Here is a 15,747-nt window from a genome sequence, read left to right as displayed (position 1 = left end):
TCGTTGTTTCGCCGCTTGTGCGGCCATGGCTGTGATGAGTGGCCATCGTAGCCCTGTGCCCCGTCAACGAGCGTCAGCGCGCTGTAAAGGTTCTGTAAAGGAAAATGCCGGGAATCAGCCGCTTGGGCCATGCGTGTTAGACTTTCGGCAGTAGGAATGGAGATGACGAATGCAAAATCGGGTATTGCTGGTAGAAGACGACGATGAACTGCGGCAGCTGCTGGCCCGCTATCTGACCAATCAGGGATTTACCGTGCGGGAGGCCGCCAACGGCCGGGACGGTCTGGCCCTGGCCATGGGCCAGGATTGCGATGTGGTGGTGCTCGACATCATGCTGCCGGACATCAGTGGCCTGGAAGTGTTGCGTGAGTTGAGGGCCAGCACCCACATTCCGGTTGCGCTGCTGACCGCCCGGGGCGATGAAACCGATCGCATTGTCGGATTTGAAGTTGGCGCCGACGACTACATCCCCAAACCCTGTAATCCCCGGGAATTGGTAGCCCGCCTGCAGGCCCTGTTGCGTCGGATCGCCTGGGATCAGAAGGCCGACGTGAGCGCGACGCGGGAGTACGGTGACCTGCGGGTAGAGCCGGACCAGCGTCGGATTTTCCAGCAGGACACCGCGCTGGATCTGACCGCCACCGAGTACGAAGTTCTGAATGTACTACTGGCCCATGCCGGCAGTGTGGTACGCAAGACCGACCTGATGCAGTGGGCGCTAGGCCGACGTCTGGAGGCGTTTGATCGAACCCTGGATATGCACATCAGCAATCTGCGACGGAAGCTGGGCAATGACGATCCGCCCCGCATCGAAACTGTTCGGGGGCTGGGTTACAGCTATCGGGTGCCGGTGTGAAGAAAGCCATGATGTTCCCACTGTTCTGGCGGATTTTCCTGGCCATCTGGCTGGCGATGGCGATCACTGTAGTGGTCAGCAACCTGGCGACCCGAACGCTGCTGGATCGGGAACGCCAGGCCATTGAGCGCCAGGTCGGCTTAAGGGATCTGGCCCAGGAAGCGATCCAGATCCGTGAGCAGCGGGGCCGGGGAGAAGCCTGGCGATTCCTGCGCGGTCAGGGTAAACAGCTGGAATTGCACCTGATGCTGATCGAGCACGGCGGCGGTGAGCAGCGCCTGCCGTCGCAGGTCCGGGAACGGATGAAATCCGGCTGGTACCCCCAGAAACCGGCGGTCATTGAGTTGGATGCGGGCTATCAGCTGGTAGCCTGGCCGCGGATGCATGGCGAAGGCTGGCTGGATCCCAAGTTCTTCCGGTTCATTGAACTGGGGCTGGCGTTTGTACTGATTACCCTGGCGTGCTGGCTGATTGCGCGGTACGTCTCCCGGCCTTTAGGTCACATGGAGAACACGGCCCAGCGCATCGCCGGGGGCAATACCGGACTGCGTGTTAGCGAGAAGATTGCTGGCCGCCGGGACGAAGTGGGCCAGCTTGCCACGGCGTTCAACGCCATGACCGAGCAACTGTGCACCCTGCTGGAACGACAGAAACACCTGCTGCGGGATATCTCCCACGACCTGCGTACGCCATTGACCCGTCAGCGCATCGCCATTGAGCTGGCCAGCGACGGCGGCGCCGACGAACAATTAATTGCCAGTATCCTGCGCCAGAACGAACGGCTGGAGGCGATGACGGCGCAGATTCTGACCCTTTACCGGGTAGCGGAGCAGGGCGCCGACATCGAACGGGAGCCGGTACAGCCGGTCAAGTTGATGAATCAGGTGCTGCGCGATGCGGCAGACTACGCTGAGCATCAGGGTGTGGATTGCCGGCTGGCGGCGAGCGACGAGGTTGCCGGCATGTCGGTGCTGGGTGATGCCGGGCTATTGCATCGCGCGTTCGACAACATCCTGCAGAATGCCCTGGACCATACCCCGCCGGAGCACCGGGTACGGGTGGATGTCGGGGGGATCGAAGGTTGGGTGCGGATCACTATCGAGGACGAGGGCACGGGGGTTGAAGTCGATCTCCTGCCGCATTTGTTCGAGCCCTTCTTCCGCGCGGACAAGTCCCGGGGTGGTCAGGGCTGGGGCCTTGGACTGGCAATCGCCCGGGACATCGTCACCGCTCACGATGGTCGGATTGCAGCTGCCGGGGGCGAAGCCGGAGGCTTGCGGGTGACGGTGGAGTTACCGGTCTTCACTCGGGCCTGATTCCGACGACGTGCCCAGGGCGTCGTCCGCCAAGAGCGTGGCAGCGCCGGAGAAATCAATACCCTCGCGCAGTTCGTCGTCGCCGAACCGAATGCCGCAGCCGGCTTTTTGCAATTGGGCTGGCGCGACCGTGCCGGGGCTGGGGCCTTCGATGTCTTCTGAGCCTTCGAACTTTTTTGACATAGGATTGACCGTTCAATGAACAAAGATTATCCGGTCCCTGCAGGATACCTCGAGCGCGAAACGGAAGTGAAGAAAAGCCGGTTTATTGCTCGGGTAGCGCCGGTCGGCTCCCGTGACGAGGTCAAAGCCTGGCTGGAACAGGCCCAGCAAGACCACCCGGATGCCCGCCATATCTGCTGGGCCTATCAGATTGGTCGTCCGGGCGCGGCCGCTGAGGCGGCCATGAACGATGACGGCGAACCCTCCGGCACGGCAGGTAAACCCATCCTCAATGTCATCCAGCACAAGGATATGGGAGATGTTCTGGTGATGGTGATTCGTTACTTCGGAGGCATTAAACTGGGCGCCGGTGGTCTGGTGCGGGCCTATGCGGGCGCCGCCGAAAGTGTCCTGTCGGCGGTGGAGCGGGTGGTACAAAAGCCCATGTTAGTTGCCGAAGTCACCATGGGGTTTGCCGACGAGCAGCCGGTTCGGCACTGGTGTGGGCTGCACGGTGCGACGCTGGAGTCGGTTGAATACGGCGCAGTGGTTTCAGCCCGGGTGTCCTTGCCAGAGCAGGTCGTGGATGAGTTCACGGCCTTCTGCGACGCCCAGAAACTGGATTACGGTTTCGACACGTGAGGAACCTTAAGGGCATCGAGGTCCGTGTCCTAAGCGTATACTGAGTGTAAATCACCATTACAGATGGAGAGCAGTACTATGCGGTTACTGATGATTGCAGCGATGGCGTTGGTCCTGTCGGGCTGCGCCGGTAATGTTGTGACGGATTACAACCCGTCGGCAGTGTTTGGCAATTACTCGACCTGGTCTTTTGCCCAGGAAGCGGGTAGTGAAGCCTTTGTGTCCCTTGATGGCAGCCGCATCCAGATGGCGGTTGAGCGGGAATTGAAGCGCAAGGCCATGCGCAAGGTGCCGAAAACGGAAGCAGACCTGCTGGCCAACTGGCAGATCGTTGAGGAAGAGCGACTGGAGCAGACTGGCGTAGGCCTTGGGTTTGGCTTCGGCCGGGGCAATTTTGGCTGGGGCCTTTCAGCACCGCCACCGGTGCGTGAAGTTACTGAGGGCAAGCTGGTGGTCGAACTGATCGATACCGAAACCAAGGAAGTCGTCTGGCGCGCTGCCAGCCGTCGTTACCTCAATGAAAGCCAGTCCCCGGAGACACGGCGCGAGCTGATCGATGAGGTCGTGTCGGAAATGTTTTCCAAGTACCCACCGGGCGTTGGCTAAGGGAGTAAGAATCCGACATGAAGAAACGAGCTGAAGGTGGACTGGTCTTTTCCACCGAACAGGGCCGAATGTGTCCCGATTGCCGCAACCCGGTCTCGGAATGCACCTGCGGCCAGTCAGCACGGCCTGAGGGTGATGGCGTTGTCCGGGTTAGCCGGGAAACCAAGGGCAGGAAAGGCAAGGGCGTAACCCTGGTGACGGGCATCCCGCTGGATGACAAAGCACTAAAGGCGTTTGCTAAGGTGCTGAAGGCAAAGTGTGGCACCGGCGGTACCGTGAAAGACGGTGTCGTCGAAATTCAGGGCGACCAGCGGGACATTCTGGTTCCGCTTTTGCAAGCGGAGGGCTGGACTGTGAAGCGGTCCGGTGGCTGATGAAACACAATCTTACCGGAGGGGAGCATGCACATAGCGGTTTTGGGCGCGGGTGTCGTAGGAACGACCACAGCCTGGTACCTGCAGAGGCAGGGGCATCAGGTGACAGTGATCGACCGACAGAGCAATGCCGGGCTTGAAACCAGTTTTGCCAACGGTGGTCAGGTGTCAGTCTCTCATGCCGAACCCTGGGCCAACCCGTCGGCGCCCCTCAAGGTACTGAAGTGGCTGTTTCGCGCTGATGCGCCGTTGTTGTTCCGGCCAAGACTCGACCTTGCCCAGTGGCGTTGGGCACTGGCTTTCCTGCGGGAATGCACGTCGGCCCGGGCCGCTTTCAACATTCGCCAGATGGTCAATCTGGGCACTTATAGCCGCGCCCAGTTGCAGGCCCTGCGCCGGGAAGCCGGCATTGAGTACGACGCCCTGAGCAAAGGAATCCTGCACTTCTACACCAATCCGCAAGAGTTTGACGGTGCCCTCAAGCCGACCCGCATCATGCAGGACCTGGGCTGTGACCGGCAGATTATTGATGCTGAGCGGGCCGTTGAACTTGAACCGGCACTGAAACCAATCCGCGATCGGATCGCTGGGGCCACCTACACCTCAGAGGATGAATCTGGTGATGCGCGCAAGTTCACCCAGAACCTGGCTAAGAAGTGTGCGGAGGCCGGTGTTGAGTTCCTCTACGGCACCGACGTTCTGGATTTCGAGCGGGCCGGGGACCGGATTCTCGGCGTCCAGGTCCTCAAAGACGGTGTTCATAACACGTTCCGGGCTGATGCCTACGTATTGAGCCTGGGCAGCTATAGTGCGCCAATGGCCAGAAAGATCGGCTTAACACTGGATATCTACCCGACCAAGGGTTATTCGATTACGGTGCCGGTGAAAAACGAGAAAGCTGCGTTTAAGGTAAGCTTGACCGATGACGAGTACAAACTGGTCTATTCACGATTGGGAGATCGGATGCGGGTGGCCGGTACGGCCGAACTCAATGGCTATTCCCGGGACCTGAACTACACCCGCTGCCGTGCCATCGTGCGCCGTACCGCCGAGATCATGCCGGAGGCCGGGCACTGGGATCAGGCCCAGTTCTGGACTGGGTTACGCCCCGCCACGCCATCCAACGTGCCTTATATCGGCAAGAGCCATTTTGCCAACCTGTACCTGAACACCGGTCACGGCACCCTGGGCTGGACCCATTCCTGCGGCTCCGCCGCGGCACTGGCGGACATAGTGGCGGGCCGAAAACCCGAGGTGGATTTTTCCTTTAGCGGTTTTTGATTTTCCCTAGTGCCACAAAAAAGCCAGCTACGATAGCTGGCTTTTTTGCAGGAGCTGTTGCTCAGCTTAACTGATCCCGGATCAGCTTCTTGTTGATCTTGCCAACACTGGTCTTCGGGATGTCCTCGACAAAATCAATCTGTGCCGGGATGGCCCATTTGTTGATTTCGCCGGAGTCGACGAACTGGCGGAGATGGCTCTGGATGTCCTCCAGAGTGGCCGTTTCGCCCGGCTTCAGAGTGACAAGAGCATGGGGGCGTTCGCCCCATTTCTCATCAGGCACGCCAACCACGGCGGTAGCGGCGACCGAAGGATGCTGACTGATCAGGTTTTCCAGGTCTAGAGACGACAGCCATTCGCCGCCGGTTTTGATGACGTCCTTGATGCGATCTTTGATCACCAACGTACCGTCCGGGTCCATGGAGGCTACGTCACCGGTGTGCAGCCAGCCGCCCTTCCAGAGTTCTTCGCCTTTCTCTTTTTCCTTGAAGTAGCTCTGGGTCAGCCAGGGTGCGCGGGCAACCACTTCGCCCTTTGCTTCGCCGTCGTGGGGAACCGGATAGCCCTCTGGATCGAAGATCTCCATGTCAACCAGGGCAGTGGCGATGCCGGTCTTTATCCGTTTGGCGGTCTGCTGCTCCAGCGGCAGTTCCAGATCCTCCGGTTTCATGTGCGTCGCACACAGCAATGGGCAGGTTTCAGACATGCCGTAGGCGGTGTACATGTGGATGCCGAGCTTGGCGCTGGCATCGCACAGGCTCTTGGTAAGGGCGCTGCCGCCGATCAACACGTGCCAGTTGCTGAGATCAGCTGTTTTGATAGATTCGGTGCCCATCATCATCTGCATGATGGTCGGTACACAGTGCGAGAAGGTGACCTTGTGTTCCTTCAGCAGGTCCACCAGCATTTCTGGCTCATAGCGGCCAGGATAAACCTGCTTGATGCCCAGCATGGTGGCCGCATAGGGAACGCCCCACGCGTGTACGTGGAACATCGGGGTCACCGGCATGTACACCGACGAGGAACGCAGCAGCGGCATTTCGTCGTAGCCGGAGAGGGCGCCGGTCATGGCAAGAGTGTGGAGAACCAGCTGGCGATGGCTGAAGAACACACCTTTCGGGTTGCCGGTGGTGCCGGTGGTGTAGAAGGTGGTGGCGATGCTGTTTTCATCAAAGTCCGGGAAGTCGAAAGAGGTTCCGGCTTTGGCCAGCAGGGCTTCGTATTCGCCAGCGCTGGGCAGCTCGGTTGATTTCGCGGAGGCTTCGTCGGTCAGCTGAATGTAGTTGCGAACAGTTTTAATGTCGCCTTTGACCGACTCAATCACCGGCAGGAAGTCGTCGTGCACCAGTACCACGGCGTCGTCGGCGTGGTTCATGGTGTACACGATCTGGTCCGGTGACAGGCGAACGTTAATGGTGTGCAGGACGGCGCCAATCATCGGAATGGCAAAGAAGCATTCCAGATAGCGAGGGGTATCCCAGTCCATGACCGCGACGGTATCTCCGGGTTTTACCCCAGCATCGGTCAGCGCGTTGGCCAGACGGTGAATGCGCTCAACCAGGTCGGTGTAGGTGTACTTGCTGCGGTTGCCGTAACAGATCTCCTGCTCCGGTCGCAGGCGCGGGCCTGACAGCAGCAGCTGTTTGATCAGCAGGGGGTACTGGTAGGCGTTGTCGGCCGGGGGCAATATTCGGGTCTGAACCATTTGTCCGTGTCCTCTTTCTCATTTATTGATGTTGTCGAGAGAAGCAGGACTAAATCTGACACAGATTGACGCAAACGAAAACCGGCGGGGATGAAAAAAGCCGAACGGACCCGGCCTTTATCTCAGGCTGCGGGTACGTTCGGCGATAACGCTACTTACTTTTGACAGCGGGTGCTGGCCGTCGAAGAAGCGACTTATTCGTAGGTGCAGAGATAGGCAGTATCGATGTCGGTTTTTGCCTTGAAGCTGGCCTGGCCGGCTACATCGAAGCTTTCACCCGAACCGTAGGTCATCCACTCGTCTACGCCAGGCAGCAGGACCGTCAGGGCACCGCTGATCACGGTCATGGTTTCCTTTTTGCTGGTGCCAAATTCGTACTCACCCGGGCTGATAACGCCAACCGTGGCCGGCAGGGTGGACGTCTGGAAGGCAATGGACTTGGCTTTGCCATCGAAGTATTCGTTAACTTTGAGCATATGCTGGCTCCTCATAAATAGTTGGGGCGCCTACTATACGTCAAATTTCTTCAAGTCCAATGACTAATTTTTACGCGGGGCGCTTACTGATCCCAGTGCTTTCCTTCGGTATTGTCCACCGTTTGGACGTCGATGTGCATGGCGGCCTTGGCCAGGATATTGGCGCTGACTGGGGCGGTCATGAACAGGAACACGGTAACCAGAATTTCTGATATGCCAATGCTGCCGTCACGGCTGCTGAAATAAATCACCGAACTCAGCATGATGGCGCCCACGCCTACGGTCGTGGCCTTGGTGGGGCCATGCAGTCGGGTGTAGAAATCCGGGAGCTGGGCCAGGCCGATGGCTCCAATCAGGGTAAAGGCACCACCGGTCAGCAACAGCAGGCAGATGGCGTATTCAGCGAACTGGCTCATGACAGGCATCCTCGATTCGCAAGGTTGTTCGGGCTGATGTTATTCAATGACGCTGCCTCGCTTCAGGTACTTCGCCATGGCCACGGTGCCAACAAAGCCCATCACTGCGATCAGCAGCGCCGACTCCAGGTACATGCGCGTGCCGAGCGTGATGCCCAGCAGAATGATCAGGGCAATGGCATTGATGTACAGCGTATCCAGCGCCAGTACCCGGTCCGGGGCGTCCGGGCCCTTGATCAGCCGGTACACGTTGAGTACGGCTGCCAGCGTTACCATCCCGATGGTCAGGTAGAGTGCGATGGTGATCATTCGAACATCTCCAGCAGCGGTTTTTCGTAGCGGGTGCGGATAGTGTCGATCACTTCGTCGCAATTCTCCGCGTCCAGGGCGTGCACCAGCAGGATCTTGTTGTCGTCACTGACGTCGACGCTGACGGTGCCGGGCGTCAGCGAAATGGTGCTCGCCAGAATGGTGATGGCCAGCGGTTGCTCCAGCTCCAGCGGGTAGGAAACAAACATGGGTCTTGGCTTACGCCGGCTGAGAATCAGCTTGGCGACCTGAAAACTGGCGACAACGATGTCGAAGAGGAGTCGTGTCAGGTAGGCCGGCATTCGCCAGGACTTGAAAAAGGTGGGGCGCTCCGGCCAGAACGCCTGGGTCATCTGGGGAATGCCCCAGGCCAGGATCAGGCCCAGTACCACACTGGCACCGGAAACCCCGTCGCTGAGAAATTGCCAGATCACGAACAGAGTCAGGCTGAGCCAGGGCTGGGGGAAACTCAGGCGATCGAACATTAGTTGTCCCCCTTGACCATGGGTGTCTTCAGGATCTCGAGATAATCCCCGGGATTCAGCAGCTGGGCGGCCGTGGCGTCGGTAAACTCGCTGATGGGGCCTGCCAGGGCCACCAACACCAGACTGAGGCCTGCCAGTGCACCGGCGGCGACGGATACATTGCCTCCCAAGGGTCTGGGTTCTTCAATATGACCGTCCACGGTGCGCCAGAAGACGATGCTACCGGCGCGGCTGTAGGCGATCACGGTAAAGAAACTGCCAATCAGCACCACCGACCACAGCCAAGCCATTTCCGAGCCCGACAGCACAGACTGGAGAATCAGTAGCTTGGCAAAGAAACCGCTCAGCGGTGGCAGGCCAGCGGCAGCCACTGCGCCGATCAGGAATAATACACTCAGGAAAGTGCGGTTGCGCATACGCGGCGCGGTGACGATTTTGTCCCTGGCGCTGCCGCGCTGATTGGCGATCATTTCTGCCACCAGGAAAAGACCACCAACGGTCCAGGTACTGCTGAGCAGGTAGAATAGTGCAGCGGAAATGCCGGCAGCCGAGCCCAGGGCAATGGGGGCCAGCAGGGTGCCAACGGAAATGATGACCTGCCAGGCCACCAGAGTCTTCAGGTTGTCTGCGCCCAAGGCACCAATGACCCCCATGGTCAGGGTGATCAGCGCCAGCGGGAACAGCCAGTCCATGCCCAGGTTGGCCAGGGCGCCGGCGTCGTCGCCGAACACCAGCAGGTATACCCGCAAGATGGCGTAGATGCCCACCTTGGTCATGACCGCAAACAGCGCAGCAACCGGGGCGGTGGCGTTGGCGTAGGCCTTGGGCAGCCAGAAACACAGCGGAATCAACGCGGCTTTCAGTGCGAAGACCACCAGCAGCATCATGCCGCCGGCTTTGACGATGCTCATTTTTTCGCCCGTCAGTTCCGGAATCTTCAGTGCCAGGTCGGCCATGTTCAGGGTGCCGGTGACGCTGTAGATCATGCCGACACTGATCAGGAAGACCGCGGAGCCGGCCAGGTTCAGAACCACGTAATGCACTCCGGGTATACTGCGGGCGCGCCCGCCGCCGTGCATCAGCAATCCGTAGGAGGCAATCAGCAGAACCTCGAACGCCACGAACAGATTGAACAGATCGCCGGTGAGGAAGGCGATGTTCAGGCCCATCAGCTGGAACAGGAAAAGGCCATGGAACTGGCGATTGCCCTCGTCCGCGCCGCCAATGGCAAAGATGTGACAGAAGATGGCCAGGATAGCGGTCAGCACCAGCATCAGTGCCGCCAGGCGATCCAGCACCAGGACAATGCCAAACGGCGGTTGCCAGTTGCCAAAGGCGTACAGGCGGTAGCTGTCGTCACTGGCCAGCACGACCAGGACGATGGTGGAAACCAGCAAGAGCACGGTGGTAGCGATGGCCAGGGTTCGGCGCAGGCTGATCGGGGCATAGCCCATGAAGACCTGGAGGATGCCGCCCAGCAGGGGGATCAGGATTGGTGCAGTCAGCCAGTGGTTCATTTGCCGGTCTCCTCCGGCTTCTGGTAAGAACTGGTGGCATGGACGTCCTGATGACCGTCGACATGATCGTCCTCGTGGTCGGCCAGGCTGCGCAACGCCAACACCACCAAAAATGCGGTCATCGCGAAACCGATCACGATTGCGGTCAGCACCAGGGCCTGTGGCAGGGGATCGGTGTAGCTGCTGGTCGTGCCCAGGATGGGCTGGGCTCCGGTCGCCAACCGGCCACTGGAGAACAGGAACAGGTTAACGCCGTAGGAAATCAGGGTCAGCCCGACGACCACCGGGAAGGTGCGCGCCCGCAACAGCAGGTAAACGCCAGAAGCGGTCAAAGCGCCGATGACCAGTGCGAAGACAAGCTCCATTACACGCCCCCCTTAGGACTCTTGATGGCCGAATGCGGTGATAGCCGTCCAATACTGACCAGGGCCAGCAGTGTGGCGCCAATAACAGTCAGGTACACACCCAGATCGAAGACCAGAGCGGACGCCACCTCGAACTTGCCGACCACCGGCCAGGTGATGTAGCCAAAGGTGGAGGTCAGGAACGGGTAGCTGAAGGCGAGACTGCCGGCGCCGGCAATGACGGCAAACAGCAGGCCAATACCGATCACAGTGTGGTATTTGAACGGCACCCGATCCTGGGTCCAGGTCATGCCACTGGCAACGTACTGGAGGATCAGTGCAACTGACGTGATCAGTCCGGCGATGAAGCCACCGCCCGGCAGGTTGTGACCACGCAGGAAGATATAGGCCGAAATCATCAGTGCCAATGGCAGCATCGGCCGGGCAATCAGTTTCAGCATCAGCGGGTGAGCGTCGCGGGTCCAGCCATGGCCCTGGCCGTCGCCCGGTGGTGGGGTCAGGGCGGTGTTCTTGAGCATCGCGTAGATACCAAGTGCGGCAATGGCCAGCACGGTGATCTCACCCAGGGTATCGAAGCCCCGGAAGTCCACCAGAATGACGTTCACTACGTTGGTGCCACCGCCGCCGGGTTTGCTGTTGTCCAGGAAGAACTCGGAGATGGAGCTGAACGGCTGGGTCAGCATGGCCAGGGTGACCAGGGTCATCCCGGTGCCGGCAATCAGCGCGATCACAACGTCGCGAATGCGCCGTGGTGTGGCGGTTTCCAGTGGTGTCCAGGACGGCATGTAATACAACGCCAGCATCAGTAGCACGATGGTGACTACTTCTACCGAAAGCTGGGTCATGGCCAGATCCGGCGCAGAGAAGCGGGCAAACGCCAGTGCGACCATCAGGCCGACCACGCTCAGCAGCACCAGGGCAGTAAAGCGGTCACGATGGAAGACTGCGGTCAGGATTGCACACAGAATCAACACGGCGGCGCCAATGGCGGTAGCAGCGTCCACCGGGCTCAGGCCATTCTCGCCAATGAACACGCCCAAGTCGGCCAGCGGTGCGGCCGCAACCGCAATGACACTCAGCACCAGCAGCACGCCATAGCGCTGGAGCGATCCGTTCTCAATGCGGGCGGTGAGGCGGTTGGCGAATTTTTCTACCCGCAAAACAGCAGCCTCAAACACCGCTTTTTCGTCCACTTCCTTGAAACGGGCGTGGAAATCAAAGAAGCGCTGGCGCTGGCTGTACATCAGAAGGCCGCCGAAGAAGGCCAGGAAACTCATCAACAGCGGCAGGTTGAAGCCGTGGGCGATGGTCAGGTGATACTCCGGCACGTTGCCGCCCAGAGTGGCCGAGGCCGCGGCGTATAGCAGCGGACCCACGGACAGCGCCGGAAAGATGCCCACCATGATGCAGGCAAACACCAGGATCTCCACCGGAATCTTCATATACCGGGGCGGCTCATGGGGCGGATACACCGGTAGGTCCACCGGTTTGCCATTGAAGAACACGTCGTGAATGAAGCGGGCGGAGTAGGCGACCGCAAAGATCCCGGCCAGGGTAGCCACCAGCGGCGGCAACCAGGCCCAATAGCCCGGCAGGTTCAGCTGCAGGGATTCGGCAAAAAACATTTCCTTACTCAGGAAACCGTTCAGCAGCGGCACCCCGGCCATGGAAGAGGCGGCTACCATGGCCAGTGTGGCCGTATGGGGCATATAGCGCCACAGGCCGTTGATCCTGCGCATGTCCCGGGTGCCGGTTTCATGGTCAATGATGCCTGCCGCCATAAACAAGGAGGCCTTGAAGATGGCGTGGTTAATGACATGGAAGACCGCTGCCACGGCCGCCAGTTTGGTGCCCATGCCGAACAGCAGTGTGATCAGCCCCAGATGGCTGACGGTGGAATAGGCCAACAGGCCCTTCAGGTCGTGCTTGAACATGGCCACGTAAGCGCCCAGTAGCAAGGTGGCCATGCCGGTGAAGCTCACCATGTAGAACCACTGCTCGGTACCGGCCAGCGCCGGGTACAGACGTGCCATCAGGAAAATGCCGGCTTTCACCATGGTTGCGGAGTGCAGGTACGCCGACACCGGTGTTGGGGCCTGCATGGCGTGGGGAAGCCAGAAATGGAACGGGAATTGGGCAGATTTGGTAAAGGCGCCCAGGAGCACCAGAGTCAGGGCGACCGGGTACATGGCATGGGCCTTGATCTGGTCGCCGGCGGCCAGAACGTCGTCGAGCTCGAAGCTGCCAACGATGTTACCCAGGATCAGGATGCCCGCTAGCAGTGCCAGGCCACCGCCACCGGTAACCGCCAGTGCCATTCGGGCGCCGCGACGGGCGTCCTGCTTGTGAGTCCAGAAGCTGATCAGCAGGAACGAGGTCAGACTGGTCAGTTCCCAGAAAATCATCATCAGCAACAGGTTGCTGGAGAGCACGATGCCCAGCATCGAGCCCTTGAAGCACAGCAAGAGCGCGTAGAACTTGCCGGCGTTCTCCTTTGCCTTCAGGTAATAGCGGGCGTAGAGAATGATCAGCAGCCCGATCACCAGAATCAACAGGGCAAACAGCAGCGACAGCCCGTCCAGACGGAAGCTCAGGGAGAGACCAATGGCCGGCAACCATTCATAGGTATGCAGCACCATGCCGCCGTCAGCCAGAGTTTCCCAATGTGGAAACAGGGCGGCCAAAGCGATCAGCGCCGGTACCGACGATGCGACAGCAATTGCCGTACGCCCACCCTGGGCAAACAGGGGCGCGGCTATGGCGCCCAAGAACGGCAGTAATACAACCAGCGGTAGCGACATCGCAACCTCGTTAGAGTTTTTCTTTTCCGTGAATGGAGAAGGGTATCCGCGTGAGTCTAGTCTTCGACCGGCCTCCCTGCACAACGATTACTCGGGGGCAGTGCCAGGGCTCGGCGGCGTCAATCAAGCAGTTGCGGGCGGGTCAGGGAAGTAGGGTAAACGGCCCCGGTGCCGCGCGATGTCGGCGGTAACGGGTGGGCGCTGGGTATACATGCAGCCGAAGGACCTTGCGGTCATGGTTGCTCCGTCAGTCAAACTTGAACGCTGATGATACGTGGACGGTCTCGCAGGTCAAGTCAACATGTACTCGTTCGAGTGTATACTCAGTGCAAAATTTGCCGAGGTCAGACCATGAACGCCGCCTACCCAAACTTACTGAAACCACTGGATCTTGGATTTACCGAACTGAAAAACCGTGTGCTGATGGGGTCCATGCACACAGGCCTGGAAGACCGGTTCTGGAATATTCACAAGTTCGCCCGCTATTTCGCGGAACGCGCTGACGGTGGGGTAGGGCTCATGGTGACCGGTGGTTATTCACCCAACGTGGCCGGTCAGCTGGCGCCGTTGGCTTCGACCATGAACAACCGTGCGACCGCGCTGCTGCATCGCCACGTCACCGGTGCCGTGCACGAGGCTGACGGAAAAATCTGCCTGCAGTTGCTGCACGCCGGGCGCTACGGCTACCAGCCATTGATCGTATCCGCCTCGGCCACCAAGGCGCCGATCAGCCCGTTCAAAGCGCGGGCACTGTCCACCAAAGGTGTAGAGCGGCAGATCAACGATTTTGTCAGCGCCGCCAAACTGGCCCGCTTTGCCGGTTACGATGGCGTCGAGGTGATGGGCTCGGAAGGCTATTTTATCAACCAGTTCCTGTGTGAGCGTACCAACAAGCGTACCGACAAGTGGGGCGGCCCCTACGAGAACCGCATGCGTCTGCCGGTGGAAATCGTCCGCCGTATTCGCGAGGCTGTCGGGCCTGAATTCATCATTATCTATCGGTTGTCGATGCTCGACCTGGTAGAAGGTGGCCAGACCTGGGATCAGATCGTCACTCTGGGCAAAGCCATCGAGAAAGCCGGTGCCACCATTATCAATACCGGTATCGGCTGGCACGAAGCCCGGGTGCCAACCATCGTGACGTCGGTGCCAAGGGGTGGATTCGCCGATGTAACCGCGAAGTTTTACGGCGAGGTGGATATCCCGCTGTGTACCACCAACCGGATCAATACCCCGGAGAAAGGTGAGGAGATCCTCGCTGCTGGCAAGGCCGATATGGTGTCCATGGCCCGGCCGTTGCTCGCCGACAGCGAATTTGTCCGCAAGGCCGAGCAGAATCGCGCCGACGAAATTAACACCTGCATCGCCTGCAACCAGGCCTGCCTGGATCACGCCTTTCAGGCCAAGCGGGCCAGTTGTCTGGTTAACCCGCGAGCCTGTCATGAAACCGAACTGGTACTCACCGTCGCCCCGGTGGCCCGGCGCGTGGCGGTGGTCGGAGCCGGTCCCGCCGGTCTGGCGGCGGCCACCACGGCCGCCAAGCGTGGCCACAAGGTAACCCTTTTTGAAGCGGATGATCAGATTGGCGGCCAGTTCAATTACGCCAAACGCATACCGGGCAAGGAAGAGTTCTACGAGACCCTGCGCTACTTCAAGCGCCAGATCGAGCTGCTGGGTGTGGATCTGCAGCTGAACACCCGGGTCGACAGCGACCAACTGGCCAGGGCGGGCTTTGATGACGTGATCATCGCCACGGGCGTGAAACCGCGAACGCCGACCATTGAGGGGATCGATCATCCCAAGGTTCTGGGCTATCTCGACGTGCTGCGTCACAACAAGCCAGTGGGCAAGAGTGTCGCGGTGATCGGTGCCGGCGGTATTGGCTTCGATGTTAGCGAATTTCTGACTCACGATTTCGGTCAGCATCCCGAGGGTGAGCAAGTCAGCGTGCAGGCCTGGCAGGCGGAATGGGGTGTGAACCCGGACTATGAAGGGCCCGGTGGGCTGGCGGAGCGACAGCCAACGGCGTCACCGCGCAAGATCTACCTGATGCAGCGCAAAACCGGCAAGGTTGGCGCCGGCCTGGGCAAAACCTCAGGCTGGGTCCACCGCAACAGCCTCAAGCACCGGGATGTGGAAATGCTGCGGGGCTGTCGCTACGACCGGATAGACGACGATGGCCTGCACATCACCATCACCGACAAAGACGGCAAGGCGGCGGAAACCCGCGTGCTGGATGTGGATCATGTGGTGTTGTGTGCCGGACAGGAGCCGTTCCGGGAGTTGTATGACCAGATCGTTGACAGTGGCGCCAGGGCGCATCTGATTGGCGGTGCGGATGTGGCTGAAGAGCTGGATGCGAAGCGGGCGATTCGCCAGGGAACCGAGGTTGCGGCGAAACTCTGAAGCTCTCCATTCGGGGCTTGTTTGGCCCCG

General features: G+C 59.8%; 16 protein-coding genes. 7 read left to right on the top strand and 9 right to left on the bottom strand.

The window, feature by feature from the left end; genetic code table 11:
* The first annotated feature begins 169 nt into the window (after window positions 1-169).
* Window positions 170-856 carry a response regulator transcription factor gene (locus QUE89_RS12790; RefSeq protein WP_286220456.1) on the top strand — a complete coding sequence of 229 codons (687 nt, stop codon included), beginning with the start codon at window positions 170-172 and terminating at the stop codon, window positions 854-856.
* On the top strand, window positions 853-2,172 hold the full coding sequence (locus tag QUE89_RS12785) for a sensor histidine kinase (protein ID WP_286220455.1): 1,320 nt from the start codon (window positions 853-855) through the stop codon (window positions 2,170-2,172). The genes QUE89_RS12790 and QUE89_RS12785 overlap by 4 nt, the downstream gene beginning before the upstream one ends.
* Here the strand turns inward: QUE89_RS12785 and QUE89_RS12780 are convergent.
* Window positions 2,149-2,355: a hypothetical protein gene (locus QUE89_RS12780; RefSeq protein ID WP_286220454.1), complete on the bottom strand. Its 207-nt coding sequence runs from the start codon at window positions 2,353-2,355 to the stop codon at window positions 2,149-2,151. The two genes, QUE89_RS12785 and QUE89_RS12780, sit on opposite strands and share 24 nt — an antisense overlap.
* 15 nt (window positions 2,356-2,370) lie before the next feature.
* On the opposite strand from QUE89_RS12780, the gene QUE89_RS12775 reads away from it, so the two are divergent.
* The 4 genes from QUE89_RS12775 to QUE89_RS12760 all read left to right on the top strand — a co-directional run bounded on the left by QUE89_RS12775 (window position 2,371) and on the right by QUE89_RS12760 (window position 5,237).
* Window positions 2,371-2,976, top strand: coding sequence for a YigZ family protein (locus QUE89_RS12775; protein WP_286220453.1), 606 nt, complete (start codon window positions 2,371-2,373; stop codon window positions 2,974-2,976).
* 78 nt (window positions 2,977-3,054) lie between these two features.
* Window positions 3,055-3,582: a DUF4136 domain-containing protein gene (locus tag QUE89_RS12770; protein WP_286220452.1), complete on the top strand. Its 528-nt coding sequence runs from the start codon at window positions 3,055-3,057 to the stop codon at window positions 3,580-3,582.
* Window positions 3,583-3,599: 17 nt separating this feature from the next.
* The gene (locus QUE89_RS12765; RefSeq protein WP_286220451.1) at window positions 3,600-3,956 is read left to right on the top strand and encodes a translation initiation factor Sui1; all 357 of its coding nucleotides are present in this window, start codon (window positions 3,600-3,602) and stop codon (window positions 3,954-3,956) included.
* Window positions 3,957-3,983: 27 nt separating this feature from the next.
* A complete protein-coding gene (locus QUE89_RS12760) occupies window positions 3,984-5,237 on the top strand; it encodes a D-amino acid dehydrogenase (protein ID WP_286220450.1) in 1,254 nt (417 codons plus the stop codon).
* 61 nt (window positions 5,238-5,298) lie between these two features.
* Here the strand turns inward: QUE89_RS12760 and QUE89_RS12755 are convergent, their stop codons facing one another.
* The 8 genes from QUE89_RS12755 to QUE89_RS12720 form a co-directional block, all read right to left on the bottom strand.
* Window positions 5,299-6,942 (bottom strand): fatty acid--CoA ligase, encoded by a 1,644-nt coding sequence (locus tag QUE89_RS12755; RefSeq protein ID WP_286220449.1) that lies wholly within the window; start codon window positions 6,940-6,942, stop codon window positions 5,299-5,301.
* Between the two features lie 194 nt (window positions 6,943-7,136).
* On the bottom strand, window positions 7,137-7,418 hold the full coding sequence (ppnP, locus tag QUE89_RS12750; RefSeq protein WP_286220448.1) for a pyrimidine/purine nucleoside phosphorylase: 282 nt from the start codon (window positions 7,416-7,418) through the stop codon (window positions 7,137-7,139).
* Window positions 7,419-7,501: 83 nt separating this feature from the next.
* A complete protein-coding gene (locus QUE89_RS12745) occupies window positions 7,502-7,834 on the bottom strand; it encodes a Na+/H+ antiporter subunit G (protein ID WP_286220447.1) in 333 nt (110 codons plus the stop codon).
* A 39-nt stretch (window positions 7,835-7,873) separates the two neighbouring features.
* Entirely contained in the window at window positions 7,874-8,143 is a 270-nt protein-coding gene (locus tag QUE89_RS12740) for a K+/H+ antiporter subunit F (protein ID WP_286220446.1), read from the bottom strand.
* The gene (locus tag QUE89_RS12735; RefSeq protein ID WP_286220445.1) at window positions 8,140-8,628 is read right to left on the bottom strand and encodes a Na+/H+ antiporter subunit E; all 489 of its coding nucleotides are present in this window, start codon (window positions 8,626-8,628) and stop codon (window positions 8,140-8,142) included. Before QUE89_RS12735 ends, QUE89_RS12740 begins: the two co-directional genes overlap by 4 nt.
* Complete coding sequence (locus tag QUE89_RS12730) at window positions 8,628-10,145, bottom strand: monovalent cation/H+ antiporter subunit D (RefSeq protein ID WP_286220444.1); 1,518 nt, start codon at window positions 10,143-10,145, stop codon at window positions 8,628-8,630. Before QUE89_RS12730 ends, QUE89_RS12735 begins: the two co-directional genes overlap by 1 nt.
* Window positions 10,142-10,510 (bottom strand): Na+/H+ antiporter subunit C, encoded by a 369-nt coding sequence (locus QUE89_RS12725; RefSeq protein ID WP_286220443.1) that lies wholly within the window; start codon window positions 10,508-10,510, stop codon window positions 10,142-10,144. The genes QUE89_RS12730 and QUE89_RS12725 overlap by 4 nt, the downstream gene beginning before the upstream one ends.
* Window positions 10,510-13,311, bottom strand: coding sequence for a monovalent cation/H+ antiporter subunit A (locus tag QUE89_RS12720; protein WP_286220442.1), 2,802 nt, complete (start codon window positions 13,309-13,311; stop codon window positions 10,510-10,512). The genes QUE89_RS12725 and QUE89_RS12720 overlap by 1 nt, the downstream gene beginning before the upstream one ends.
* Before the next feature lie 351 nt (window positions 13,312-13,662).
* On the opposite strand from QUE89_RS12720, the gene QUE89_RS12715 reads away from it, so the two are divergent.
* On the top strand, window positions 13,663-15,717 hold the full coding sequence (locus QUE89_RS12715) for an NADPH-dependent 2,4-dienoyl-CoA reductase (RefSeq protein WP_286220441.1): 2,055 nt from the start codon (window positions 13,663-13,665) through the stop codon (window positions 15,715-15,717).
* Window positions 15,718-15,747: the final 30 nt, after the last annotated feature.

It is taken from the genome of Marinobacter sp. LA51 (genome assembly GCF_030297175.1).
Lineage (GTDB): Bacteria > Pseudomonadota > Gammaproteobacteria > Pseudomonadales > Oleiphilaceae > Marinobacter > Marinobacter apostichopi.
This window is presented reverse-complemented; position numbering and strand designations above follow the sequence as displayed.

What these genes read in the sequence shown, in the direction of transcription:
- QUE89_RS12780 (WP_286220454.1), bottom strand. Translation starts at nt 2,355, where the DNA reads ATGTCAAAAAAGTTCGAAGGCTCAGAAGACATCGAAGGCCCCAGCCCC.
- ppnP (WP_286220448.1), bottom strand. Translation starts at nt 7,418, where the DNA reads ATGCTCAAAGTTAACGAATACTTCGATGGCAAAGCCAAGTCCATTGCC.
- QUE89_RS12730 (WP_286220444.1), bottom strand. Translation starts at nt 10,145, where the DNA reads ATGAACCACTGGCTGACTGCACCAATCCTGATCCCCCTGCTGGGCGGC.
- QUE89_RS12745 (WP_286220447.1), bottom strand. Translation starts at nt 7,834, where the DNA reads ATGAGCCAGTTCGCTGAATACGCCATCTGCCTGCTGTTGCTGACCGGT.
- QUE89_RS12775 (WP_286220453.1), top strand. Translation starts at nt 2,371, where the DNA reads ATGAACAAAGATTATCCGGTCCCTGCAGGATACCTCGAGCGCGAAACG.
- QUE89_RS12790 (WP_286220456.1), top strand. Translation starts at nt 170, where the DNA reads ATGCAAAATCGGGTATTGCTGGTAGAAGACGACGATGAACTGCGGCAG.
- QUE89_RS12755 (WP_286220449.1), bottom strand. Translation starts at nt 6,942, where the DNA reads ATGGTTCAGACCCGAATATTGCCCCCGGCCGACAACGCCTACCAGTAC.
- QUE89_RS12770 (WP_286220452.1), top strand. Translation starts at nt 3,055, where the DNA reads ATGCGGTTACTGATGATTGCAGCGATGGCGTTGGTCCTGTCGGGCTGC.
- QUE89_RS12740 (WP_286220446.1), bottom strand. Translation starts at nt 8,143, where the DNA reads ATGATCACCATCGCACTCTACCTGACCATCGGGATGGTAACGCTGGCA.
- QUE89_RS12715 (WP_286220441.1), top strand. Translation starts at nt 13,663, where the DNA reads ATGAACGCCGCCTACCCAAACTTACTGAAACCACTGGATCTTGGATTT.
- QUE89_RS12760 (WP_286220450.1), top strand. Translation starts at nt 3,984, where the DNA reads ATGCACATAGCGGTTTTGGGCGCGGGTGTCGTAGGAACGACCACAGCC.
- QUE89_RS12765 (WP_286220451.1), top strand. Translation starts at nt 3,600, where the DNA reads ATGAAGAAACGAGCTGAAGGTGGACTGGTCTTTTCCACCGAACAGGGC.
- QUE89_RS12735 (WP_286220445.1), bottom strand. Translation starts at nt 8,628, where the DNA reads ATGTTCGATCGCCTGAGTTTCCCCCAGCCCTGGCTCAGCCTGACTCTG.
- QUE89_RS12720 (WP_286220442.1), bottom strand. Translation starts at nt 13,311, where the DNA reads ATGTCGCTACCGCTGGTTGTATTACTGCCGTTCTTGGGCGCCATAGCC.
- QUE89_RS12725 (WP_286220443.1), bottom strand. Translation starts at nt 10,510, where the DNA reads ATGGAGCTTGTCTTCGCACTGGTCATCGGCGCTTTGACCGCTTCTGGC.